The sequence below is a fragment of the Winogradskya consettensis genome, from assembly GCF_018332715.1.
GTDB lineage: Bacteria > Actinomycetota > Actinomycetes > Mycobacteriales > Micromonosporaceae > Actinoplanes > Actinoplanes consettensis.
Genome location: NZ_BOQP01000030.1, coordinates 271,927 through 295,173 on the forward strand (window position 1 = coordinate 271,927; position 23,247 = coordinate 295,173).

The 23,247-nt window shown below is 70.5% G+C and carries 19 protein-coding genes and 1 pseudogene; 6 read left to right on the forward strand and 14 right to left on the reverse strand.

Annotation, left to right across the window (positions count from 1 at the left end; translation table 11 throughout):
• Window position 1: 1 nt before the first annotated feature.
• The 4 genes and pseudogenes from Aco04nite_RS27835 to Aco04nite_RS27850 all read right to left on the reverse strand — a co-directional run bounded on the left by Aco04nite_RS27835 (window position 2) and on the right by Aco04nite_RS27850 (window position 5,162).
• Window positions 2-1,291, reverse strand: a complete 1,290-nt coding sequence (locus Aco04nite_RS27835; protein ID WP_213000197.1) for an ArsB/NhaD family transporter — start codon at window positions 1,289-1,291, stop codon at window positions 2-4.
• Complete coding sequence (nhaA, locus tag Aco04nite_RS27840; protein WP_213000198.1) at window positions 1,288-2,568, reverse strand: Na+/H+ antiporter NhaA; 1,281 nt, start codon at window positions 2,566-2,568, stop codon at window positions 1,288-1,290. Before nhaA ends, Aco04nite_RS27835 begins: the two co-directional genes overlap by 4 nt.
• Before the next feature lie 389 nt (window positions 2,569-2,957).
• Window positions 2,958-4,043 (reverse strand): annotated as a pseudogene (locus Aco04nite_RS27845) (fatty acid desaturase family protein); the annotation flags it as partial.
• 57 nt (window positions 4,044-4,100) lie between these two features.
• Window positions 4,101-5,162, reverse strand: coding sequence for a ferredoxin reductase (locus Aco04nite_RS27850; RefSeq protein ID WP_438874945.1), 1,062 nt, complete (start codon window positions 5,160-5,162; stop codon window positions 4,101-4,103).
• Window positions 5,163-5,281: 119 nt separating this feature from the next.
• Between Aco04nite_RS27850 and Aco04nite_RS27855 the strand changes: the two genes are divergently transcribed.
• On the forward strand, window positions 5,282-6,493 hold the full coding sequence (locus Aco04nite_RS27855) for a PucR family transcriptional regulator (RefSeq protein WP_244876345.1): 1,212 nt from the start codon (window positions 5,282-5,284) through the stop codon (window positions 6,491-6,493).
• On the opposite strand, the gene Aco04nite_RS27860 is transcribed toward Aco04nite_RS27855, so the two are convergent.
• The 3 genes from Aco04nite_RS27860 to Aco04nite_RS27870 form a co-directional block, all read right to left on the reverse strand.
• On the reverse strand, window positions 6,444-6,869 hold the full coding sequence (locus Aco04nite_RS27860; RefSeq protein ID WP_213000202.1) for an ATP-binding protein: 426 nt from the start codon (window positions 6,867-6,869) through the stop codon (window positions 6,444-6,446). The genes Aco04nite_RS27855 and Aco04nite_RS27860 overlap by 50 nt on opposite strands.
• Before the next feature lie 539 nt (window positions 6,870-7,408).
• Window positions 7,409-8,503, reverse strand: a complete 1,095-nt coding sequence (locus Aco04nite_RS27865; RefSeq protein WP_244876346.1) for a cytochrome P450 family protein — start codon at window positions 8,501-8,503, stop codon at window positions 7,409-7,411.
• 212 nt (window positions 8,504-8,715) lie between these two features.
• Window positions 8,716-9,618 (reverse strand): NADP-dependent oxidoreductase, encoded by a 903-nt coding sequence (locus Aco04nite_RS27870; protein WP_213000203.1) that lies wholly within the window; start codon window positions 9,616-9,618, stop codon window positions 8,716-8,718.
• 138 nt (window positions 9,619-9,756) lie between these two features.
• Here Aco04nite_RS27870 and Aco04nite_RS49730 point away from each other — a divergent pair, with 138 nt between their 5' ends.
• On the forward strand, window positions 9,757-11,160 hold the full coding sequence (locus tag Aco04nite_RS49730; RefSeq protein ID WP_280519387.1) for a helix-turn-helix transcriptional regulator: 1,404 nt from the start codon (window positions 9,757-9,759) through the stop codon (window positions 11,158-11,160).
• Here the strand turns inward: Aco04nite_RS49730 and Aco04nite_RS27880 are convergent.
• Both Aco04nite_RS27880 and Aco04nite_RS27885 read right to left on the reverse strand, forming a co-directional pair.
• Complete coding sequence (locus Aco04nite_RS27880) at window positions 11,150-12,025, reverse strand: LLM class flavin-dependent oxidoreductase (RefSeq protein ID WP_213000204.1); 876 nt, start codon at window positions 12,023-12,025, stop codon at window positions 11,150-11,152. The genes Aco04nite_RS49730 and Aco04nite_RS27880 overlap by 11 nt on opposite strands.
• A gap of 9 nt (window positions 12,026-12,034) precedes the next feature.
• Window positions 12,035-13,075, reverse strand: coding sequence for an NAD(P)-dependent alcohol dehydrogenase (locus Aco04nite_RS27885; protein ID WP_213000205.1), 1,041 nt, complete (start codon window positions 13,073-13,075; stop codon window positions 12,035-12,037).
• 100 nt (window positions 13,076-13,175) lie between these two features.
• Between Aco04nite_RS27885 and Aco04nite_RS27890 the strand changes: the two genes are divergently transcribed.
• Window positions 13,176-13,751, forward strand: coding sequence for a TetR family transcriptional regulator (locus tag Aco04nite_RS27890; protein ID WP_213000206.1), 576 nt, complete (start codon window positions 13,176-13,178; stop codon window positions 13,749-13,751).
• Between the two features lie 107 nt (window positions 13,752-13,858).
• On the opposite strand, the gene Aco04nite_RS27895 is transcribed toward Aco04nite_RS27890, so the two are convergent.
• On the reverse strand, window positions 13,859-15,604 hold the full coding sequence (locus Aco04nite_RS27895) for an FAD-dependent oxidoreductase (protein ID WP_213000207.1): 1,746 nt from the start codon (window positions 15,602-15,604) through the stop codon (window positions 13,859-13,861).
• Window positions 15,601-17,487, reverse strand: coding sequence for an iron-containing alcohol dehydrogenase (locus tag Aco04nite_RS49090; RefSeq protein ID WP_244876347.1), 1,887 nt, complete (start codon window positions 17,485-17,487; stop codon window positions 15,601-15,603). Before Aco04nite_RS49090 ends, Aco04nite_RS27895 begins: the two co-directional genes overlap by 4 nt.
• A gap of 161 nt (window positions 17,488-17,648) precedes the next feature.
• Here Aco04nite_RS49090 and Aco04nite_RS27910 point away from each other — a divergent pair, with 161 nt between their 5' ends.
• Genes Aco04nite_RS27910 through Aco04nite_RS27920 form a run of 3 tightly spaced genes read left to right on the forward strand, consistent with a single transcriptional unit; the run spans window position 17,649 to window position 20,742 of the window.
• A complete protein-coding gene (locus Aco04nite_RS27910; RefSeq protein WP_213000208.1) occupies window positions 17,649-18,188 on the forward strand; it encodes a DUF4956 domain-containing protein in 540 nt (179 codons plus the stop codon).
• Window positions 18,185-18,976, forward strand: a complete 792-nt coding sequence (locus tag Aco04nite_RS27915) for a polyphosphate polymerase domain-containing protein (RefSeq protein ID WP_244876348.1) — start codon at window positions 18,185-18,187, stop codon at window positions 18,974-18,976. The genes Aco04nite_RS27910 and Aco04nite_RS27915 overlap by 4 nt, the downstream gene beginning before the upstream one ends.
• Window positions 18,973-20,742, forward strand: a complete 1,770-nt coding sequence (locus tag Aco04nite_RS27920; RefSeq protein WP_213000209.1) for a carbohydrate-binding domain-containing protein — start codon at window positions 18,973-18,975, stop codon at window positions 20,740-20,742. Before Aco04nite_RS27915 ends, Aco04nite_RS27920 begins: the two co-directional genes overlap by 4 nt.
• 68 nt (window positions 20,743-20,810) lie before the next feature.
• On the opposite strand, the gene Aco04nite_RS27925 is transcribed toward Aco04nite_RS27920, so the two are convergent.
• From Aco04nite_RS27925 to Aco04nite_RS27935, 3 genes are read right to left on the reverse strand one after another with little or no spacing between them, the layout of a single operon-like run.
• Window positions 20,811-21,971: a hypothetical protein gene (locus tag Aco04nite_RS27925; RefSeq protein WP_213000210.1), complete on the reverse strand. Its 1,161-nt coding sequence runs from the start codon at window positions 21,969-21,971 to the stop codon at window positions 20,811-20,813.
• 50 nt (window positions 21,972-22,021) lie between these two features.
• Window positions 22,022-22,597: a TetR/AcrR family transcriptional regulator gene (locus tag Aco04nite_RS27930; RefSeq protein ID WP_213000211.1), complete on the reverse strand. Its 576-nt coding sequence runs from the start codon at window positions 22,595-22,597 to the stop codon at window positions 22,022-22,024.
• Between the two features lie 42 nt (window positions 22,598-22,639).
• Window positions 22,640-23,101: a DUF427 domain-containing protein gene (locus Aco04nite_RS27935; RefSeq protein WP_213000212.1), complete on the reverse strand. Its 462-nt coding sequence runs from the start codon at window positions 23,099-23,101 to the stop codon at window positions 22,640-22,642.
• Between the last annotated feature and the right edge of the window lie 146 nt (window positions 23,102-23,247).

Sequence of the window (23,247 nt, forward strand, 5' to 3'; positions counted from 1 at the left end):
CTCAGAAGAAGCGCAGGTAGAGATAGGGAACGGCCAGCGCGACCGAGACAACCGTGACGATCAGGCCCCACCGGGTGAACTCCCAGAACGTGATCCGGTGCCCGGCGCGTTCGGCCAGGCCCAGTACGACCACGTTCGCCGAGGCGCCCACGGCGGTGGCATTCCCACCGAGGTCGGCGCCGATGGCGAGCGCCCACCACAGCACCTGGGCATGGCCGAGCCCACCGTTGGCGTCGACCAGGTCCGCGACGATCGGGCTCATGGTGGCCACGTAGGGGATGTTGTCGACGATCGCGGACAGCGCGGCGGAGGCCCACAGCAGCAACATCGTCGCCGGCCACAGCTTGCCCGCGGTCGCCTCGGTGGCGGCGTGGGCGAGGGAGCCGATGACGCCCGTGGTCACCAGGGCGCCGACCATGACGAACAGACCGGCGAAGAAGATCAGTGTGGGCCACTCGACCTCGCGGGCGATCTCGCCGGCGTCGATCCGGGACAGGGCCAGCAGCAGCAGGCCACCGAGCAGGGCGACGACGGACGGCTCGAGGTCGAGGACGGTGTGCAGCCCGAAAGCGGCGAGCACCAGGGCGAGCACGGACAAGCTCAGCACCACCAGGCGCGGGTCCCGGATCGCGTCGCGCTCGTTCAGCGCCATGATCCGCTGCACCCGTTCGTGGTCGTAGCGGAACGCCTTGCGGAACATGATCCGGCAGAGCCCGACCAGCACCACGAGCACGACCACCACGAACGGTGCGAGCACACTGAGGAAGTCGTTGAACGTCAGCCCGGAGCGCCCGGCGATGATGATGTTCGGTGGGTCACCGATCAGCGTCGCGGTCCCGCCGATGTTGGAGGCGAACACCTCCGCAAGCAGGAACGGCACCGGTGGTACGCCGAGCCGTTCACAGACGAGCAGCGTCACGGGTGCCACCAGCAGCACGGTGGTGACGTTGTCGAGCGCGGCGGAGAGCACGCCGGTGACCACGATGAAGATCACCATGATCGGGAACGGACGGCCACGGGCTCGTTTGGCCGACCAGATCGCCAGGAACTCGAACAGTCCCGTGCGGCGGAGCACGGCGACGATCATCATCATTCCCATCAGCAGGAAGATGACGTTCCAGTCGATGCCGGCGTCCTCGGAGAAGAACGCGTGCTCCGCGTCGGTCGCGCCGATGGCCAGCATCAGAGCCGCGCCACCCACGGCGACGGCGACACGGTTGATCTTCTCGGTGGCGATCAGGACGTACGCGGTCACGAAGATCGCCACCGCGATCCAGCCGAGGGTGCTCACGCGGGATCTCTCTGATAGACGTCGGGGATGCCGTCCCGGTCGCTGTCGACCTGTTCCTGCTCGCAGAGCCGCCGGTAGTGGCGATTGCGCAGCCTCAGGACCACCATCGCGAGCAGGGCGGCGACCAGCGAGCCCACCAGAACGCCGATCTTCGCATAGCCGTCGCGCTCGGTGCCGGCGCCGAACGCCAACTCGCCGATGAGCAGCGAGACCGTGAAGCCGACCCCGCCGAGCAGGCCCAGGCCGGTGACGTCCCACCAGCTCAGCCCGTCGGCCAGCTGGGCCCGGGTGAAACGCTGCACGAGCCACGTCGACCCGGTGATGCCGGCGACCTTGCCCAGGACCAGCCCGGCGACGACAGCGAGCGTGACGGTGTTCGTCAGCGCCGAGCCGATCCCACCGGCGTCGGCCACCGACACCCCGGCCGCGAAGAAGGCGAAGACCGGGACTGCCACGCCGGCCGAGATCGGCCGCCAGCGGTGCTCGAAGCTCTCGGCCGGCCCGTGGCTTGCGCCGTCACGGCTGCGGACCGGGACGGTGAAGGCCAGCAGCACGCCCGCCACAGTGGCGTGGATGCCCGATGCGTGGACGAGTCCCCAGGCCACTGCGGCCAGCGGCAGCAACAGCCACCAGCTGCGCACCCGCCGCTGCACGAGCACACCGAACAGCGCGATGGGCACCAGCGCCAGCAGCAACGGGATCAGGTGCAGTGCTGACGTGTAGAAAACCGCGATGATCGCGATGGCCAGCAGGTCGTCGACGACCGCGAGGGTCAGCAGGAACGTCCGCAGCGAGCTGGGTAGATGGGTGCTGATCACGCTGAGAACCGCCAGCGCGAACGCGATGTCGGTGGCCGTGGGGATCGCCCAGCCCACGAGGGCGCCGCCGCTGCGCGAGGCGACCGCGGCGAAGATCAGGGCAGGCACCGCCATGCCGCCGACCGCCGCGGCCACCGGGAGTGCGGCGCGGCGCGGATCGCGGAGATCGCCGGCCACGAACTCACGTTTGAGCTCGAGCCCCGCGACGAAGAAGAAGACGGCGAGCAATCCGTCGGCCGCCCACTGGGCCAGGGTCAGGTCGAGGTGCCAGGAGGATGGCCCGGCCCGGACCTGTGACAGGTCGTGATAGGCGCCCGACCAGGGTGAGTTGGCCCAGGCCAGGGCGAGCACCGCAGCAGCGAGCAACAGGGCGCCACCGACCGTCTCGGCGCGAAGCACCTCGGCGATCCGCCGGGCCTCGGGCCAGCTGCCACGGGAGAAGAGACGGGAAGCGGCCATGGGCGAGATCCTCCGGAGGGGTCGGCAAAAGAACCGCCGACCAGACTTCCCGGCACACCTGAACCGAACCCTACGGGATCACGGGATCCGCCGCCCGGTCTACGGGCCGCGGATCCCGTGGCATCTCTCACGATCGAAAACGCCGAGGAACCGCCGGCGGGGGCTCAGGCCTGCGCGGTGGTGGTTCCTGCCAGGCCGGTCGCGGCATCCGCGACGGCGGACGACGCGGCGGCTGCGGAAGCGGCTACGGCGGAGGATGCCGCGGCCGCGGAAGCGGCGACGACGGCGGGGGCTTCGGCCACCGCGGCCGAGGCGCGGCGCCAGCGGGCGGAGGGGTCGCTCGCGACGACGGGCTTGACGGCCTTGGGGCGGCGGATGGCTGCTTCGCCGCGGTTGGGGAGGGAGAGGCGGATGACCTTGTACCAGGCGGAGGCCACCTGCTTGGGGAGCGGGCCACTCGTGTACGTCAGGCCGTACCTCTGGAAGAGGTCCTTGATCTTGGGGGCGATCTCGGCGTAGCGGCGGCTGGGCATGTCGGGGAAGAGGTGGTGCTCGATCTGGTGGGAGAGGTTGCCGGTCATGATGTGCATGGCCTTGCTGCCGCTGATGTTGGCGGAGCCGAGCATCTGGCGCAGGTACCACTCGCCGCGGGTCTCGCCCTCGATGGAGGTCTTCTCGAACGTCTCGACGCCGTTCGGGAAGTGGCCGCACATGATGACCGAGTGGCTCCACACGTTGCGGATCAGGTTGGCCGTGGCGTTGGCGGCGAGGGTGTGCAGGAACGACGGGCCGGACAGCGCCGGGTGGACGACGTAGTCCTTGAGCATCTGCTTGCCGATCTTGCGGCGGACCTTCTTGAGGGCGCTCTTGAACTCGGGGCGCCGGCGGCGCTCCTTGGTCGCGAGGTTCTTGCCGAGCTCGAGGTCGTACGCCGCGATGCCGTACTCGAAGAAGCAGGCGTTGATGAAGTTCCACAGCGGCTGGCCCAGGTGCATGGGGTGCCAGCGCTGGTCCTCGTCGACGCGCATGATGCCGTAGCCGAGGTCGTTGTCGCGCCCGACGACGTTCGTGTAGGTGTGGTGCAGCTCGTTGTGCGAGTGCTTCCACTGCTCGGCCGGGGAGGCGTGGTCCCATTCCCACTTGGTCGAGTGGATCTTCGGGTCGCGCATGAAGTCCCACTGGCCGTGCATGATGTTGTGGCCGATCTCCATGTTCTCGAGGATCTTCGCCACCGACAGACCGGCTGTTCCCACCAGCCACGCCGGCGGGAACAGCGAGAAGAGCAGCACCCCGCGGCTGCTGAGCTCCAGCCCGCGCTGCCAGGCGATCACCCGCCGGATGTACGCGGCGTCCTTCTCGCCCCGGCTGTTCATGACCTCGTCGCGGATGGCGTCGAGCTCCACGCCGATCGCTTCGATGTCCTCGGGCGTGAGGTGGGCGATCGGGCTGGTCTTCTTGCGCTGGATGGTGGTCATAGAATTTCCTCGTTTTCGCAGGGAGCGGGGGAAGAGGTAAGGGGGAGGACCGGGAGCTCAGCCGTCGATGCGGCAGGGACCCGCCGCGGCTGAGACACAGGTCTGGACGGGGATGCTGTCACCGGCCTCCGCGACGGTGAGCGTCCCGTCGCGCAGGTCCCGCACGGCGCCCTCGCGCAGCGGGAGCACGCAGCTGAAGCAGATGCCCATCCGGCAGCCGGACGGCATGAGGACACCGGCGGCCTCACCGGCGTCGAGCAGCGGCACCGAGCCGTCGGTCTCGACCACGGTGCCGGACTGCGTGAACGTGACCGAGCCACCACCACCGGCGCTGATCAACGCGGGCCGGAAACGCTCGGTGACGAGCCGGTCCGCCTCACCCGCGTCGGCCCAGTGGGCCTCAAGGTCGTCCAGCATCTCGTTGGGCCCGCAGGCCCAGGTCTGCCGGTCGAACAGGTCGGGGACCAGGTCGTCCAGGTCGGCGGGCTTGATCCGGCCATCGGTACGGGTGTGCCGCTCGACCAGCCGGATCCGCCCCTCGGCGGCGAGGGTGCGCAGCTCGGCGCCGAACACCACGGCCTCGTGCGTGCCGGCCGAGTGCACCACCACGACGTCGGACATCTCGTGCAGGGCGCTGCGCAGCATCCCCATCACGGGGGTGATGCCGCTGCCGGCCGTCACGAACAGCGCCTTGCCGGGACGCGCCGCGGGCAGCTGGAACTCGCCGGTCGGGACGTCGAGGTGCAGCAGCATGCCGCGCCGGGCCCGGGTGAGCAGGTGGGTGCTGACCGCGCCGTCGGGCACGGCGTTGACGGTGATCGTGATCCGGCCGTCCTTGCGGGCGGGCGTGCTGGTGATGGAGTAGGAGCGCCAGAGGCGGACGCCGTCGACGTCGACTCCCACCCGTACATATTGACCGGGCTCGTGCGGCACCCAGCCGCGACCGGGCCGCAGCACCAGCGTGACGGCCCTTTCCGTCTCGGGACGAACCGCATCGACCCGGGCACGCAACACGTTCGCGTTGCGCAACGGGGCGATCACATCGAGGTAATCGGCGGGGACCACAGGCGTCGTGATGAGTTCCACGACGCGCCAGGCACCGGTCCGCAGGTTGCGTATAACAGCCACATAACAAGGGTCCTGCGTTTCAGGGGTAGAGTCCTGACCAAACGAAGTGAATTCCACCCTGTTCTTTGTTCGTCGAGCACAAGATGCCGTGGTTGAACGGGAGTAACACCGTGTCGGAGCCCCTCCCCGACGTCCGGAGCTACCGGCTCTCACCCGAAGTGGTCGCGCCACTGCGGGAGCGGCTGTCGGATGTCGCGCTGCAGACCATCGATGCGATCACGGCCGAGGTCCCGGCGTACACCGAGGCCTTCACCGGCCTGCTGGGCAGCAAGATCGAGCGGGCGGTCAAGGCGGCGCTGGGCACGTTCCTCAATCTCGTGTCGCGCGCGTACGGCCCCGATCCGCAGTCGCCCTTGGCCCCCGCGCTCGAGGCGGCGTACGCCCTGGGCCGGGGCGAGGCCCGCAGCGGCCGCAGCCTGGACGCCCTGCTCGGCGCCTACCGGGTGGGTGCCCGGGTCGCCTGGCGGGAACTGGCCGCGATCAGTGTCGGCGCCGGACAGCCGGCCCCGATCATCGCGCACTTCGCCGAGCTGGTCTTCGCCTACATCGACGAGCTGTCCGCGGCGAGCGTGGCCGGGCACGCCGACGAGCTGGCCTCCACCGGCCGGGCCCGGCTGCGCCACCTGGAGCAGCTCGCCCGCGCGCTGCTCGCGGGCGAGGCCGAGCAGAGCCTGATCGCGGCCGCCGAGCGCGCCGACTGGCCACCCCCGCAGTCGCTGACGGCGGTGCTGGTGCCCGAGCACGCCGCGCGTACGGTCGTCGATCTGCTCGACAGCCGGACCCTGCAGCTGAGCGAGGCCGGTCCGGGGGTGCAGGATTTCTCGCTGCTGCTCGTCCCCGACGCGCACGGCACGTCGCGGGCGGCCGTCACCGGTCTGCTGCGCGGGCAGAGTGCCGTGGTCGGCCCGGCCCGGCCGTGGACGCAGGTGCGGGCGTCGTTCGACCGCGCGGTGCGCACGATGCAGATCCCGGGGCTCTCGCCGGCCGGGCGGATCGTCGACACCGAGGACCACCTCGCCGTCCTGGTGCTCACGGCCGACCCGCAGGCCCTCGCCGACCTGCGCGCGAAAGTGCTGGCGCCGCTCGCCGGCGGCCCGGATCTCGCCGCTACGAAGCTGGTCGAGACGCTGCGGAGCTGGCTGATGCACCAGGGCCGGCGCGAGGACGTGGCGGCGGAGCTGTTCATCCACCCGCAGACCGTCCGCTATCGCATGACCCGGCTGCGGGAGCTCTACGGCGACCGGCTGCGCGACCCGGAGTGGCTGTCCGCGCTCACCATCGCACTGGCGGCGCCATCCGCACCGACGGCACCGTCACCGTGAACCAGACGACCTTGCCCTGAGTTTCCTGGCGCCACCCCCATCGGGCGGCGAGCGCCTCGACGAGCAGCAACCCGCGGCCACCGAGTGCCCGGGGCTGCTGCTCGGCCACCGCCGGCGGCGCCGAGCTGGAATCGCCGACCTCGACGCGGACGAACTCGTCGGCCAGGGCCAGGGTCAGGTCACCCGGCGGTGGTGCGTGTTTGACGGCGTTGGCGACCAGTTCGCTGGTGAGCAGGACGGCGATCTCGACGGTGTCAGGTGGCAATCCCCACCGGGTCAATTGCGCGGTGACGAATTCCCGCCCGGCAGCGCCGGCACCGGAATCGCCGGGAAGGGCCAGTCGGGCAATGTGCTCGTCCGTTGGTGAAGGCAACATGGGTCCCGCGGACTCGGCAGCCGACGAGGGGTGGCCGGCCGCTGACACACCCTCCGGGCGGCGCCGGAAAAATCCGGTGCCGCACCAGGCAAGTGTCGCACCGCCTGCCGAGGACCGCATTTCGCCTTTGCCGGGAAAGCCGCGGCGGCCCACCGAACCGGTTGGGCCGCCGCGCGACATTTCGGTGCGACATTTCGCCGCGATATCCCCGGGACAGACATTGCGGGGCAACATTGCGGGGCAGAATTCCGGCTCGGAATTCTGGCCAAAGGCCTGGTGCCAAAAGCTGGTCCGAAGATCCGGGCCAACGATCTGAGCCAAAGATCTGAGCCGCAAATCTGGGCCGAAGATTGGGGGGCGAAATATGCTGCAATCGTCATGCTCTGACGAAACCCGACACGGCTAGCCTAACACGGAAAAATTGATCGAATCCGAAATCGGCCGGCGCGCGGGTTTCAAAGCCGGGGCGGGCCCGTAAACCGAGGGCATTAAAACGCCGCTGCGAATTCCACGGGGGAAGAACTCGCAACGGCGTGTCCTCAATGTAGAGGCCCCCGCTGCCGCTGTCCAGCCTCTCCGGCCAGTACGGGCAACGATTGCAGCGCACGGGACCGGAAGGACGGCCGCCAGCCGAGCTCGCCGACCGGCACGGCGAGCCGCAGATCGGGAAGCCGGCGCAGCACCGCACCGATGGCCTCCTCGGCCTCGATGCGGGCGAGCGGGGCACCGAGGCAGTAGTGGATTCCGTGCCCCAGGGACAACTGCCCGGACGTGTCCCGCGTGAGATCGAGGGTGCCAGGATCGGGCCACCGCGCCGGATCCCGGTCGGCCGAGGCGATGGCGATCAGCACGGTGTCGCCGGCCGGTATGCGTACGCCGCCGATCTCCAGGTCCTGCTTGGGGAAGCGCCGCAACGAGACCGGCGCCGGCGGCTCGAACCGCATCAACTCCCGTACGGCACCGGGCAGCAGCCCCGGATCGGCCAGCAGAGCCGCCCACTGCGCCGGATGCTGCAGCAGGGTGAGCAGCGAGAGCCCGATCAGATTGGCGGAATTCTCGTAGCCCGCGATAATCGTCAGGAAAGCGAGCGAGGTCAGCTCGTCCTCGCTCAACCGGTCGTCATCGTCGCGAGCCGCGATCAGGGCGGAGAGAATGTCATCACCGGGCCGGCTCCGCTTGTCCTCGATGAGCCGCCCGAGAAATGCCTGAATCTCCAGCACCGCCCGCCCGGCGGCCTTCGGGTCGTCCTTCGGCGGCGCCAGCAGAACAGCGGCCCAGTTCTTCAGCTCCCCGCGCTGCTGCCCAGCGATTCCGAGCACATCACAGATCACCGCGACCGGCAGCGGCGCGAACGTCCTGACCAGATCACCCTCACCGGCGGCGACAACGGGCTCCAGCAACGCGTCGGCCACCCGCGCGATCCCGGGCCGCAGAAGCTCCATCCGCCGCGGAGTGAAAGCCGAGGAAACCAGCCGCCGCAGCCGCGTGTGGTCCGGCGGATCCATGTTCAGCAGATTCGCGTCGAGCGCGGGCGGTAATCCGAAACCCTTCCAGGCGCCGGGCCCGGCATGGGCCTTGCTCAGCGAGAGCCGGGGGTCGGCCAGCGCCGCCCGCGCATCGTCATAACGGGTCACGATCCACGCGGAACTCCCGTCCGGAAGCACGAATCGGTGAACCGGCCCGTCCTCCCGTAACTGCTCATAAACCGCATGGGGATCAGCGACGACAGCCGCCGGCAGCATTTTTTCGGTACGCACAACGAGCAATTCAACCGCACCTGCCACGTCCCCGCATCCTCGCCGATCCACTGCCTGGTCGAGGCCATACGCTGCTGCCGGGCGATGGCTCATTCCCCGCGGATGGTCAGCTTTCCCCCCGGGTGTCCGGTCTCGCTCTCGGCCTGCGCGGCGGCCGCCTCCGCGAGTGCGTAACCGCGCCGGTGGACGATCCGCACCCCACGCTCGGTGACCCAGCGCGCGACCTCCGCGAGGGACTCCCGGGTCTGCTCACCCCCCGTGGAGTACGGGATCCCCAGCTCGAAGGCGGCCTCGTCGGCGATGGTGATGATCCGTTCCTTGCCGCCGAGCAGCTCGATCGATCCCGGCAGCTGTCCGTGCCCGGCCGCGTCGTAGACCGCGTCGATGTGTCCTGCCGCGACGAGGCGGGCCCGGTGGGGCCAGCCCTCGCCGTACAGGATCGGCACGACGCCCAGCGCCCGCAGGTCGTCGTGGTGGCGGGCCCCCGCGGTGCCGATGACCGTGACCCCCTTGGCGAGCGCGACCTGGGCCGCGAACCGCCCGGTGGTCCCGCCGGCACCGTGGATCAGCAACGTCTCCCCCGCGCGAACCCCCAGCCGGTCAACGTCGCGGACCGCCGCGGCACCGGCGATCGGCAGCGTCGCCGCGTCGGCCCACGAGAGCCCGGCGGGTTTCGGCGCGAGGTTGGTGGCCAGTGCGAACTCCGCGTACGCACCGGCGTCCGCCCAGCCGAACACCTCGTCGCCGACCTCGAAGCCCGCGTCCGCCCCGGCGGCGTCGACGATGCCCGCCAGTTCCAGACCGGGTGTGTGCGGCATGGTGACCGGGAGGACATGCCGGAGCGCGCCGCTGCGGATCTTCCAGTCGATCGGGTTGATTCCGGCGGCGCGGACTCTGAGGCGTACCTGTAGCGGTCCTGGTTCTGGAATTTCGACCTCGGAGATCCGCAGAACCTCGGTGCCGCCGTACTCGGTGAAGGTGATCGCTCGCATGGGACTTCCTGACGTCGGGGATGTTCCGGCCAGGGGAAGTCAACTCGCCGGACGGGCGCGGCAGCCCACTCGAAGGAGCAGCGTCCACCAGCCGAAGGAGCAGTCCCCCGCCCGCCCGGCCTGCCTACCCTGGTGGTCATGGACGCCTGCTGGTCGGACCCGCGCCACGTGCTCGCCGTTGTCGAACGGCTCCTGGCGGTCCCGCGAGTGGACCTGTACGAGGCGTTCGCCGCCGAGCTGGAAAGGCTTATCCCGCACCACGCCACCGCGATCCAGACCGGCGACTGCGCCCGCAGCCCCCTCGCGGTAGCGGGCGACCCGGCGATCACGGAAGCGGTAACCAGCACGGAGCTGCTCCGCCTGTCCGAGCGCGCAGAAGAACGCGCGGAAGCTCGCGCAGGCGGACCCGCGGAAGGATCCGCAGAAGCCAGCAGTGCGCTGCTGATCGACGCGGTCCTCGCCGGGGCCGAACGCCGCCTCGTCCTGCTCGCCTCGGCCCGGTCGCTGCTGGTGATAGTCCCCGAGGAACCCGAACCACCGGCCGCCGCCCTGGACGTGGCGGCCCGGTTGTGGCGCGTTCTCAGCACGGACCAGAGCAGACGCGCGACCGCGCAGACCCCGGACCTGCTGGCGGGCAACCTGGCCGCGGCCGCCGCCCGGGCCCGGACGATCACCGATCTCGGTCAGAGCTGGTCGACCACCCTGACCGGTCTGCTGGCGGTGCTCCGATCGGCCCGCCTCACCGACCCCGTGGCACGCAGGACCGCCACCGACCTCGCCGCCGAGGCCCTCATCGAGCTCAAGGCCGTGGCCGACCGCGACCAGGAGCTCTCCGCGGAGCCGGCGAGCGCGTCGTTCGCCGCCCTGGAGAACCAGCTCGCCCCGCTCGTCCGTCACACGGACGCCGACATCACCCTGGCCGGTCCCGCGGAGGACGGCTTGATCCCCCAGGACATCGCCCACACCGCCCGCGCGGCGACGCGGGGCCTCGTGCTCGCCGCGATCGACCGGCCGGGAACCACCCGCATCCGGGCGTCGTGGCGCCTCACCGGCCAGGCACTGCACATCACGGTCCGCGACAACAGCACCGACAAAAGCGGCCCAGCCCACGGGAGCGGCCCAGCCCATGACGGGAGCGGCCCAACCCATGACGGGAGCGGCCCAACCCATGACGGGAGCGGCCCAACCCATGACGGGAGCGGCCCAACCCATGACGGGAGCGGCCCAACCCACGACGTGACCCGGCGGCTTGCGGCGCTCGGGGGCAGCTGGGAGGTCGATGCCGTCCCCGGGTGGGGAACCACGGTGACCGCGAGCCTCCCGCTGGGCATCGAGGCACCGGCGGACGTACGCCCCCTCGACCGGCTCAATCCGCGGGAGCTGGAGGTGCTCGCGGGGATCGCCCAGGGCCTGCGGAACCGTGCGATCGCCGAGCGTCTTCAACTCAGCGAGCACACGGTCAAGTTCCACGTCCGCAACATCCTCGACAAGCTCCAGGTGAGCTCCCGCGGCGAGGCGGCCGCCCTGAGTTTCAGGCGGTGAGCGCGGCGAGCGTCCGCCATTGCCGTAGTGGCAGCTCGCCGGGCAGCGCCCCGATCACGCTCAGGCAGACATGGTCGGCACCGGCGTCGAGGTGCTCGCGGACGCGCTGCCCGATCTCGTCGACGCCGCCGCGGGCCACGAGATCGTCGACGAGACCGTCCGGGCCGGCGCTCAGGTCGTACCCCAGGGATCGCAGCATTTCCGCCCTGTTGGGCAGGGCCTCCACGACGTATTGGCGGGCTGCGGCCCGGTCCTCGCCCCGCTCGCCCACGCCGGTGCGGTCGGCCGGGAGGACGGGCAGCACCACGGCGAGGAAGGCCGCCGGGCCCATCAGGGCGCGGGCCATCCGGGTGTGCCCGACCGGCATCCCCATCGGCAACGCGCCGTCGGCGTGCGAAGCGGCCAGCCCGAGCATTTTCGGCCCGACCGCCCCGAGCACGCGCGGTGGTCGTTTCTCGGCGTTCGGCGGACCGAACGACACCTCGTCGAGCCGGTCGAGGTAGGCGCGCATCGTCGGCAGGCGCGGCCCGAACGGGAGCCCGCGCATCTCGCTCACCGTCCACGGATGCCCGACACCGAGACCGAGCAGAAAACGCGGACCGTACGCCTCGTGCAGCGTCCGCTGAGCCTGCACCATCAGGGTGGCGTCCCGGCCGTGGATGCTCGCCACGCCCGTCGCCACCGTGATGGTGCTCGTCGCGGACAGCATGAGCGTCGCCTGGGTCAGCGCCTCGCGGCCGAACAGCTCACCGAGCCACAGCGCCGAATACCCGAGCTGTTCGAGCTCGGCCGCGGCTCGCAGGGCGGACGACAGGCGTACCTGATCGAATTGATTGGTCCAGATGCCGATCCGCCCGATCTCCATCCGCTCAGATTAGGCGCCTTCTGTCATGTCAAGGACGAACCGGTAGCGCACGTCGTTTCGGCGCAAGCGGTCCATGGCTTCGTTGACGTCGGCCAGGGCGACGATCTCGATGTCCGCGGTGACGCCGTGCTCCGCGCAGAAGTCGAGCATCTCCTGGGTACCCCGCGTGCCCGCGCTGCCGGCCGAGGCGAAGCTCTTGCGGCCGACGAGCAGACTCATCGGGTCGACGGTCCAGCTGCCCGGGATGCCGAGCACGCACAGGGTGCCGTCGAGGCCGAGTGCCCGCAGGTACGGATTGGGGTCGTGCGCGCCCGAAGCGGTGTCGAGGATGAACGCGAAGCGGCCCTTCTGAGCGTCCATGGCGCTCGCGTCGGTGGAGATGACGACCTCGTCGGCGCCGAGTTCCAGCGCCGCGGCCGCCTTCGCGGGCGAGGTGGTGAACACCGCGACGCGGGCGCCCAGGGCTTTGGCGAGCTTGACCGCCAGGTGCCCGAGCCCGCCGAGCCCGACCACGCCGACGAGCATGTCCGGGCCCACGTTCCAGCGGCGCAACGGCTCCCAGACGGTGACGCCGGCGCACATCAGCGGGGCAGCCGCGGCCGGGTCGAGGCCGTCGGGAAGGTGGTAGGTGAACGCCTCGCGGACCACGTACTCGCGCGAATACGCACCCCGGGTGACGGTGCCGTCGTGCCGGTCGATCCCGCCGTACGTCGTGGTCGGGAACGCACCGCAGTAGTTCTCCTGCCCGGCCCGGCAGTATTCGCAGACGCCGCAGGAGTCGACGATGTTGCCGACCGCCACCGCGTCACCGACCGCGAACCGCGTGACCGCCGGACCGACCTCGGCAACGATGCCGACGAACTCGTGCCCGGGAACGAACGGCGTCCCGTCGTCGCTCGCGGCGTCGACGGCGTGCACGTCGGAGTGGCAGAGCCCGCAGTAGGTGACGGTGACCGCCACGTCGTCGGGCCGCAGGTCACGGCGCTCGAACCGCCACGGGCGCAGTTCGTCGCCGGGCTTGTGCAGGGCGTATCCGGATGTCTGACGCATGTCGCGTTGCCTTTCGACAGAGACCAACGAACTAGTTGGTTGGTCGACCGTACCACTAGGGCAACCATCTAGTTGGTTTGTCCCCTGTTAAGGTCGCCACATGGCAGACGGACAGGCATCGCGACGCCGCCTCCTCGACGCCGCCGCCGCCGAGTTCGCCACCTGGGGCCTGGCCGGCGCCCGCGTCGACCGCATCGCCGCCACCTCCAAGGTCAACAAGCAGCAGATGTACGCCTGGTTCGGCAACAAGACCGACCTGTTCGACGCCATCTGGACGGAATCCGTCAACGAGATCGTCGACGCGGTCCCCCTGACCGCCGATGACCTCCCCGGCTACGCGACCCGGCTCTACGACGCGTACCTCGGCAGCCCCCACCTCGTCCGGCTGAGCGCCTGGGCCCGCCTCGAACGCATCCCGACGGGCAACCTGTTCGCCCACATGGCCAAGAGCGACGAGAAGAAGCACCAGTCGATCGCCGACGCCCAGGCCGCGGGGCACATCGACGCCGGCTACGCCCCGCAGGACGTCCACTCCCTGGTCATCGCGATGTCCATGGCCTGGTCCCCGGCGAGCACCCTGGTCGCGGCGAGCCCCGAGGACACCGCCGCCGAGCACGCGCGCCGCAAAAAAGCCCTTGCCACGGCCGTCGACGGAGCCTTCAGGCCGAAGTCCTGACCGCGTGACGGGCGGGACGCCGGTCTGCCCATTCAGGTTGTGCACAATTTAATTGTGCACAACCTTTCGCTGAGCGGGCCGGCCTCGGCCAGCGTCGAGGAGCGCGGTCAGCGGTCGAGGAGCGCGGTCAGGATGCGGGACAGTTCTCCGGACGGGTCGGCGGCGAGGTGGGCGGAGCGCCAGGCGACGTGCGCGTCCGGGCGTACCAGCACACACCCGTCCTCGCCGACCTCCCGCAGCCGGGCCCAGTCGTCGTACAGATCGGTGAGATCCGCGCCGGGCCCGATGACGACGGCCTCGAGCTCAACGCCGAGCTGGTCCGCCACCTTGGCCGCGGCCTGCGCCCACGGCCGGCCGGTGATGCCGGTGAGCACCACGAAACGCCCCTTGCCCGCCACGTCGAGCGTGCTCACCTTGTGCCCGTCACGGCCGAGCCAGCAGTGCGGCAGCCGCGCCCCGGGCCAGGTGGTCGGGTGGTAGAAGAGCTCAGGATCACGGGTGTACGCGGGCTCCGGCGACCCGTCGGAAACGATCGCGCGGGAGGCGTACCGTTGCCCGAGCTCGACCCCGTGGGCGTTGAACTCGTAGTCCTTCAACTCGAGCGCCGCCCGCAACTGCTCGCGCCGGGCCGCGCCCTCCGGTGAGTCGTCCCCGCGTGCGGCGATGGCCTGCTGCATCTGCGTCACGTCCTGATCGCCCCGCACACCGAGCGCCGCGAGGATCGCCCCGAACTCCTCGATGCTCTTGTTGGCCCGCAGCACGATCTGCTTGCCGACCGGTGCGCGCTCGGCGTCGAAGCTGTCGAGCAGCCCCGCCCCGGCCTTCCCGCTGAGCACGTGCGCGAGCTTCCATGCCAGGTTGTACGAGTCCTGGATGGACGTGTTCGACCCGAGCCCGTTCGACGGCGGGTGCCGGTGCACGGCGTCACCGACGGCGAAGACCCGGCCCTCGCGGTACCGCTCGGCGTACATCTTGTTGTTGCCCCACAACGACAGCGACCGGATGATCACCGGCACGGAGTCGTCACCGATCAGGCTGTGCACGATGCCGGTGGCCATCTCGTCGTCGAGCTTCGGCGGCGGCCCGCTGATGTCGTAGCCCCAGGTGATCAGCCACTCGTTCCACGGCCGGACCATCCGCACCAGCCCGAGCCCGATGCCGCCGATGGTCGCGCCCGGCTGCAGCACCCAGTAGAGGACGCTGGGCCGGTGGGCGACGAACGCGCTGAGGTCGGCGTGGAAGACGATGTTCATGCTGCCGGCGACGTCCATCTGGCCCGCCATGGGCAGCCCCAGATCCGCGGCGACCTTGCTGCGCCCGCCGTCGGCCGCGATCACGTACTTCGCGCGGATGACGTACTCGTGACCGGAGATGCGGTCCCGGACCCGCACGCTGACCCCGTCGGCGTCCTGCTCCAGCGACACGTACTCGGTGTCGAACCGGATCCGGCTCCCCCGCGCCGCGGCCTGCCCGATGAGCAGCGGCTCGAACAGCGTCTGCGGCAGGTCGCAGTTGAGCGAGGGGCTGGCCAGCCGGTAGTCGGCCTCCCGCGCCGGGTGGGTGCCCCAGGTGCGTACCCGGCCGATCTCGTCGCCGGCCAGGCTGCTGCAGAAGACGGTGTCACCCATCAGGTGATGCGGCGTCGCCTCGGCGAGCACCTCGTCCTCGATGCCCATGTCCCGCATGATCTCGACCGTGCGCTGGTTGGTGATGTGCGCCCGCGGGGTGTTCGCCGTCCAGCGGTACTTCGTGACGACGATGTGCTCCACGCCGTACGTGGCCAGGAAGAGCGCGGCGGACGCACCGGCCGGCCCGCTGCCGATCACCAGGACGTCGGTCTGCAGCTCGGTCATGCGGGCTCCCCAAGGTCGATGAGAACGATGTCGAACTGCGTGCGGGTCCAAGTGCCGTCGAGCTCCCGTCCTGTGGGATTCGGGGTGTCCGGCTCCTGCTCGGTGAAATCCACGACCAGGGACTCCTTGACGCCGAACACCGCGTCGGAGTCCTGATAGGTGTCACCGCGTACGAATATGTGTGTCACCAGCCGATGGAAACCCGCCGCCGTGACCATGAAGTGCAGGTGCGCCGCGCGCATGGGCCCGCGGCCTGCCGCGGTGAGCAGATCCCCGACCGGGCCGTCATGCGGGATGGGGTACGGCGTGGGCGTCACACACCAGAACCCGTAACGCCCCCACTCGTCGGTGAGAAGGTGCCCGCGCCCCGCCGTACGGTCGTCGCCGTACTGCACGTCGTAGCGGCCGTCCTCGTCCGCCTCCCACACGTCGATGCGAGCACCCGCCACGGGCCGGCCGTCGCCACCGCGGACCACGCCGTCCACCCAGCACGGCTGCCCGTTCGCCTCCTGCGCGACGTCACCGCCGTACGGCACGGCGGGCGCCCCGGCGACGAAGAACGGCCCGAACACCGTCGCCTCGGTGGCACCCGGCTCCGGCGGCTGGTTCACCGCGATCGTCAGCATCGAGAGCCCGAGCACGTCGGAGAGCAGGATGAACTCCTGCCGCCGGTCGTCGGTGATGTGCCCGGCGCGGGTGAGGAACCCGATCGCGGCCTGCCATTCGGCCTCGGTGAGCCGCACGTCGCGGACGAACGCGTGCGAGTGCCGGACGAGCGCCTCCATCACCTGTTTGAACCGCGGCTCGGGAGCGTCCGCGAAGCTCCGCAGCACCTGATCTGTCACGTACTGCTCTCGCCGCGCGGCCTCACCCGACGGCCCCGCCGAGGGGAGCCGGCCGGACCACGCGTCGTGGATCAGCTGTTCCGCGGCGGCGAGAGGGATGGGGGCGGCCTCCACGACCAGACGCGCGGCCTCCCCCACGGCGGATTCCGGCATGCCGAGGTCCCTCAGCGCGCGCGGCGCCCCGATCGCGTCGTACAGAGCGAGCAACTCGGTGAGCGCATCGGCCGTGCCTTTCAAGGCGAGCACGTGCGGCAGCACCACCGCGTGGGTCTGGGCGTGCGGCAGGTTGTAGGCGCCGCCGAGCACGTGGCAGATCTTGTGGTGCAGGCCGGAGCCGGCCCCGGCGAAACTCAGCCCGGCGAGGTAGGCGCCGTACAGAACCTGCGTGCGCCCGGCCAGGTCCTTGCCGTCGGCGTGCACGAGCGGCAGACCGGTCATCAGCGCGCGTGCACCCTCGTGCGCGAGTGCGGTGTCGACCGGGTTCGCCCGCGGGGCCCACTGCGAGTCGATGCAGTGCGCGAGCGCGTTGAGCCCGCTCGCGACGGTCAGCTCGTCCGGCAGGCCGAGGGTCAGCTCGGGGTCGTAGATGACGGTCCGGGGCAGCACCAGCGGGTCGGTGCCGGTGGTTTTGCGGCCGGCCTCGGTGAGGCCCCAGACCGGGGTCACCTCGCTGCCGGCGTACGTGGTGGGGACGGCGAGGATCGGCAGGCCGCTGGTGAGCGCGACGGCTTTGGCCGTACCCGTGGTCGAACCGCCCCCGATGCTGAGCAGGAGGTCCGCGCCCGCAGAGACGGCCTGGTCCCGGGCCCGCCCGGCGGCCTCGATCGGAACGTGCATCCGGACGTCGGCGACGAACCCCGCCACCGGGAGCCGCGCGGTCAGCTCCTCGGCGAGTGGCCGGGAGGCGGGTCCGGCGACGACGAGGACGCGCTTCGAGCCGAGCCGTTCGATCTCGGCACCGAGCCGGGAACGGGCGGCGCCGGCACCGAACACGACCCGCTGGCCGTTGGTCTGACGCTCGAACGGGACAATGGACATGCGTGCTCCTGTGATCGCGGTCACGACGGAGGTCGATGTGCCCACTCTTCCCGCAGCGTGCGACCGGGATCAAGCGCACCGGACACCCAGATTCTTAACAGCGGGTTCACAGCTCGCTAAGGCGTAATGGACGCGTCGTTACCGCCGGATGAGGGATCTTCGTGAACCAGCTCCTGGTCGTCGCCGCCGACCTCGTCGCCATCGCCCTGCTCACCTTCGGGATCTACTTCCCCCGGCACCACCGCCGCGACCTCGTGGTGGCGTTCCTCGGGGTGAACATCGGTGTCCTGGCGACCTCCATGGTCCTCGGCTCCTCCACCGTCGGCGCGGGGCTCGGGCTGGGGCTGTTCGGGGTCCTGTCGATCATCCGGCTGCGGTCGGACGAGATCGCGCAGCACGAGGTGGCGTACTACTTCGCCGCGCTCGCCCTCGGCCTGATCGCCGGGCTGAACGGCACGGTCACGCCGCTGGCCGGGAGCCTGATGCTGCTGATCGTCGCGGTGCTCTTCGCCGGCGACCATCCGGGGTTGTTCCGGCGCTACCGGCAGCAGACGATGCAACTGGACAGTGCGTTCACCGACGAGAGCGCCCTGCGCGCGCACCTCGAGACGCTGCTGCACGCGCGGGTCGTCAACCTGTCGATCCGCCACGTCGACATGGTGAACGACACCACGCTCGCCGAGGTGCGGTACGCGCTGTGACCGCCGACCTGACGTTCGCCCCGATCGGCCTCGACGAGCTCATCGAGCGGGCCGCCCTGCTCACCCGGCTGGACCGCAAGTACCTGATCCCGTCCGGGGACCTGCCGGCTCTGCTCACGGGGCTGCCCGCCGATGTCCGGGTGCTCGACGTGGACGGCCGGCGCAGCTTCCGCTACCTGTCCACGTACTTCGACACCGCCGGCCTCGACAGCTACCTGACCACCGCACGGCAGCGCCGCCGCCGCTTCAAGGTGCGCGTGCGCAGCTACGTCGACACCGGCGCGCAGTTCCTGGAGATCAAGACCAGAGGCCCACGAGGAACAACCATCAAACAACGATTTCCGTACGCCGGCAGCAGCGCGACCCTCGACCCCGAAGCCCACACGCTCGCCGTCCAGGCGCTGGCAGCAGCCGGCGTCCCCGCCGACGGCCTGCGTTTCCACCCGACGCTGACCACCGAATACGAGCGCACCACGCTCTTCGTCGCGTCGACCGGAAGCCGGGTCACCATCGACCGCCGCCTCGCCTGGTCCCTGCCGGACGGCACGACGACGGGCACTCCCGGCCGGGTCATCGTCGAGACCAAGTCCGAGCGCAGCACGTCCCCCGTCGACCAGCTCCTCTGGTCGATGTCGCACCGCCCCTGCGCGATCTCCAAGTACGCCACCGGCCTGGCCGCCCTCCACCCGGACCTGCCCGCCAACCGCTGGCACCGCATCCTGCGCGCCTTCCAGCCCCAGACCCAGCCCACGCCCGCGTCCGCTCGTGCATTGGAGAGGCAGCCATGAGGATCCGCACCAGGCTGATCGCCGCCGTCAGCTCAGCAGTCCTGGCCGCCGCCGCGCTCACCGCCTGCACCGGCGACAAGGACAGCGACACCCAGCCCACCGCGCAGACGAGCACGGCGACCACGGTCGACGCCGGCCAGGACGCGGCCACGGTGCTCGCCGCGAACAAGGCCGTGCACACCAGCCCGGCCACCAGCACGGCCACGAGCACCGGCAACGCGACCGCCATCACGCTCACCGGCACGTCGGCGTCATCGGCGGGCAGCGGGGTCAAGGTCGACGGCTCCACCGTGACCATCTCCGCGGCGGGCACCTACCGGCTCTCCGGAACGCTCACGAACGGCCAGGTCGTCGTCAACGCCCCCGACGCCACGGTCACCCTCATCCTCGCCGGCGTCACCATCACGAGCTCCACGACCGCCGCGATCGCCGCCACCGAGGCCGGGCAACTCGTCGTCGTCCTGGCCGACGGCACCACCAACACCCTCGCCGACACCGCGTCGTACGCCGAGGACGCCGATGTCAACGCCGCCCTGTTCAGCGCGGGTGACCTGACGCTGACCGGCACCGGGTCGCTCACGGTGACGGGCAACGGCAACGACGCGATCACCTCCAAGGACGGGCTCCTGGTGCAGTCGGGCACCATCACGGTCACCGCGAAGGACGACGGCATCCGCGGCAAGGACTACCTCGTCATCACCGGCGGAACCATCGCGGTCACGTCGGGCGGCGACGGTCTCAAGGCGGACAACGAGGACGACGCCGACGCGGGCTACATCGCCATGTCGGCCGGCACGGTCACCGTCAAGGCCACCGGCGACGGCGCCGACGCCGCGTCCGACCTGGTGCTGACCGGCGGCAAGCTGACCGTCACGTCGGGCGGCAGCCACACGGTCACCCCGGCGGACGAGACGTCGGCGAAGGGCCTCAAGTCCGGCGTCATCACCGTGCTGGAGGGCGGCACCGCGGCGGTGGACGCCTCCGACGACGCCGTGCACAGCGACGGCTCGGTCCACCTCCACGGCGTCGCGCTGACGGCGGCGAGCGGCGATGACGGCGTACACGCGGAGGATGCTCTTCGGATCGACGCGGGCTCGGTGACGGTCACCGGCAGCAACGAAGGCCTCGAAGCGGCCCACATCGCCGTCGCGGGCGGCACGGCGTCCGTGACCTCCAGCGACGACGGCGTGAACGGGTCGGGCGAAAGCGAAGGGGGTGGCGAAGAGGTGGGTGACTTCGACGTCACCGTCACCGGCGGCACCCTGATCATCAACGCGGACGGCGACGGCCTCGACTCCAACGGCACCGCGTCGATCACCGGTGGCACCGTCGTCGTGAACGGCCCGACCGAGAGGAACAACGGCGCCCTGGACGTCAACGGCGCCTTCACCATCAGCGGCGGCACCCTGATCGCAGCGGGCAGCGCGGGCATGCCGGTGGCACCGGGCACGGACTCGACGCAGGCCTGGCTCTCGGCGACCCTCACCTCCACCGTCCCGGCCGGCACGACCCTGCAGGTGGCCGACGCGGACGGCAAGCTGCTCGCCACATTTGTCACGAGCAAGGACATGCAGAACCTCGTCTACTCGTCGTCCGCGCTCACCAAGGACGGCAAGTACACGATCTACTCGGGCGGCAAGGCCTCAGGGACGAGCACCGGCGGCCTGTCCGCCTCGGGCACCCTCGGCTCCGCCAAGAAGCTGACCACCGTCACCGCGGGCATCGCCCCCGAGGGCGGCTTCGGCGGCCGCCGCCCGGGCCGGTAGGAAACGCTCACCGAAGCCCGGGCGCGGTCCCGGGGAGACACGCTCACCGGCGCCCAGGTGGAGCCGGCTCATCGCAGGACGACGTTGTCGGGGTACAGCTTGCCGAGCAGCGCGAGCCTCACCAGGTCGTCCGGGTGGGCGGGCACACCGATCTCGGCGCCGTCCGTCCACACCAGACCGTCAACGACAAGAACCGCCCCGATTTCAGGCGCCGCAACAGCTGTGGGGCGCCGATGGGCGAAGCGATGGCCGCGGAGGGCCTGGCCGAGATCGACCCGCGAGGTCTGCGCGCCGCGGACAACCTCGACGGCAGCGGTACGAACCCCGCCAACGACCGGGCTCGCGACAACGCGAGCGCTCAGCACAGCATCCGGCACGTCTTCGGCAAGATCCTTCAGCGTTGCACCAAGATCCTGCAGCGGTGTACGAGGTGCCGCGTAGTAATCCGCGTGCACAGCGACGTACGTCGCCGTGCCGGTGGTGACGCTGCCGGGCCGCCAGGACAACAGGTAGCGGGGTGCGGTGAGGACTGAACCGCCGACGACCGCCGGCAGCGCCGTACCCGTGTCATGGTCGAAGCCGTAACCCGCCAGGCCGGACGTGCCGGTCACCACCGTGCGCGCGAAGGCCACGATGCTGGTGTGCCGGACCTGCCGGAACATCAGCTCGGCGAGGAATTTCTCCCGGGCGGCCTCGACGTGGCGCAGGCCCTGCGGGGTCACCAGCAGCGGGACCTCCGCCCAGTTGGTGAACGGCAGCAACGCGTCGCGCAGCAGGACCATCTGGTGCAGCCACTCGTTGTAGAGCTGCATCCCCACCGGCCCGCCCCGGCTCCCGAGCAGCAGGTCCGCCGCGGGCGGGGTGAGCAGGTGCCCATCGCAGTGACTACGGATTGCCAGCGGCCCACCGGGCAGCGGCACCGGCGCGTCCAGCGACTCGGCGAGGGCCCGCGATGCCCATTGTGCCAGCGTCTCGCCGATCGTCCGGGCCTGCTCCGCGAGCTCGCGGGTGACCGGGGCAGCGTCGGCGTACCCGGAAAGTGGCAGTGACGTCTCCCGGGTGCCCAGGGCGAGCGTGGCGCGGATCTGTTCATCGAGGATGTGCGGGTCGACGTCGTCCGTGGCCTGCACGGCGCCCTGCAACAGGGGCCGGAGCTGGGCGAAGACGCTGTCCGCGGTGAGGTTCGCCCGCTCGGGCAGGGTGTTCCAGCGGTTGCCGCCGAGAGTCATGAGCCACTCCTTTTGTGGATCGTGCGATACAGAATTTGGGCACGGGAAAATCAGTCGAGGGTGGACAGCGCAATTTCCACGAGCGGTTCGAGCTCGCGAACCTCGGGCGTGACCTTCGAGACGACCAGCAGCCCGTTGAGAAAGGTGACGAGGAAGGCGGCCAGCGTGACCGGATCGCGGCCGGTCCGGATCTCGCCGCGTTTGCCCGCCGCGCGCAGCACCTCGGCGAGGGCATCCCTGCTGGCATCGAGAGTTTCGTGGACGGCCCGCGCGGTGGCGGTGTCGGCCGGCAGCCGTTCGGCGATCGCATTCACGAGGAGACAGCCCCGAGCGCCGTCGGTGGCGATGGCGACCCGTTCGAGCAGCATCGCCCGGATGACGGTGCGCGCGTCGCCGGACTCCTCCAGCGAGGCGAGCGCGTCAGCAGCCAGCGTCTCCCGGTATCGGGTCAGCGCCGCCCGATAGAGCCCGTCCTTGCTGCCAAACGCGGCGTAGAGCGACCCCTGCCCGACCCCGAGTGCCTCGGTGAGGTCGCGCACCGACGTCGCCTCATATCCGCGCAGCCAGAACAGCTCCATGGCACGCGCCACGGCGAGCTCCGTGTCGAACTCCCGCAACCGCGCCATGCCGACACGCTACCCTTTCTGGAACGCGCGATCAAGATAGTGTCACCAGCCGCGGGTGCCGGGCCCGCCCTTGAACGGACCGGTGATGTCCGACGTGATCCAGCCGCCGTAGAAGTCACCCTCCTGCGCGCGGACCACCTCGTCCCCGACCCGGCACTCGTCGACCTTGCTGGGATAGAAGGCGACGGCGCCGGTCATCTCGGCGTACGCCGGGGAAGGATCTTCGTAGGACCAGGCGGCCTCCGGGATCCGCGCACCCCCGACGCTGAGATCCCAGTAGGTCGCGTCGCCTTTGAACTCGCAGAACGACCGCCCCCGAGCGGGCTGCAGCACCCCCGCCGCGACATCCTCGCGCGGCACGTAATAGACCGGCGGATGCGACGTCTCCAGCACCCGCCAGCACCGGTCACTGCTCACGACGCTCTGCCCGGCATGCACGATACTGACCCGCGCCCGGCTCAGCTCCAGCCGCGGCGGCCGCGGATAATCCCAAACAGATTCCACCCTTCGACCGTACGCCGTCAGCGCCGGCGCCCGGTCCACTCGTCGGCCAGCACGGCGAAGAGCAGTTCGTCGTGCCACTCGCCGCCGAAATGGACGCATTGGCGCAGGTGGCCCTCCTGACGCAGGCCTAGACGAGTAAGTCCTAA

Coding starts and splice junctions, on each gene's coding strand:
- nhaA (WP_213000198.1), bottom strand. CDS start 2,568: ATGGCCGCTTCCCGTCTCTTCTCCCGTGGCAGCTGGCCCGAGGCCCGG.
- Aco04nite_RS27860 (WP_213000202.1), bottom strand. CDS start 6,869: ATGTTGCCTTCACCAACGGACGAGCACATTGCCCGACTGGCCCTTCCC.
- Aco04nite_RS27870 (WP_213000203.1), bottom strand. CDS start 9,618: ATGCGAGCGATCACCTTCACCGAGTACGGCGGCACCGAGGTTCTGCGG.
- Aco04nite_RS49730 (WP_280519387.1), top strand. CDS start 9,757: ATGGACGCCTGCTGGTCGGACCCGCGCCACGTGCTCGCCGTTGTCGAA.
- Aco04nite_RS27880 (WP_213000204.1), bottom strand. CDS start 12,025: ATGGAGATCGGGCGGATCGGCATCTGGACCAATCAATTCGATCAGGTA.
- Aco04nite_RS27885 (WP_213000205.1), bottom strand. CDS start 13,075: ATGCGTCAGACATCCGGATACGCCCTGCACAAGCCCGGCGACGAACTG.
- Aco04nite_RS27890 (WP_213000206.1), top strand. CDS start 13,176: ATGGCAGACGGACAGGCATCGCGACGCCGCCTCCTCGACGCCGCCGCC.
- Aco04nite_RS27895 (WP_213000207.1), bottom strand. CDS start 15,604: ATGACCGAGCTGCAGACCGACGTCCTGGTGATCGGCAGCGGGCCGGCC.
- Aco04nite_RS49090 (WP_244876347.1), bottom strand. CDS start 17,487: ATGTCCATTGTCCCGTTCGAGCGTCAGACCAACGGCCAGCGGGTCGTG.
- Aco04nite_RS27920 (WP_213000209.1), top strand. CDS start 18,973: ATGAGGATCCGCACCAGGCTGATCGCCGCCGTCAGCTCAGCAGTCCTG.
- Aco04nite_RS27925 (WP_213000210.1), bottom strand. CDS start 21,971: ATGACTCTCGGCGGCAACCGCTGGAACACCCTGCCCGAGCGGGCGAAC.
- Aco04nite_RS27930 (WP_213000211.1), bottom strand. CDS start 22,597: ATGGCGCGGTTGCGGGAGTTCGACACGGAGCTCGCCGTGGCGCGTGCC.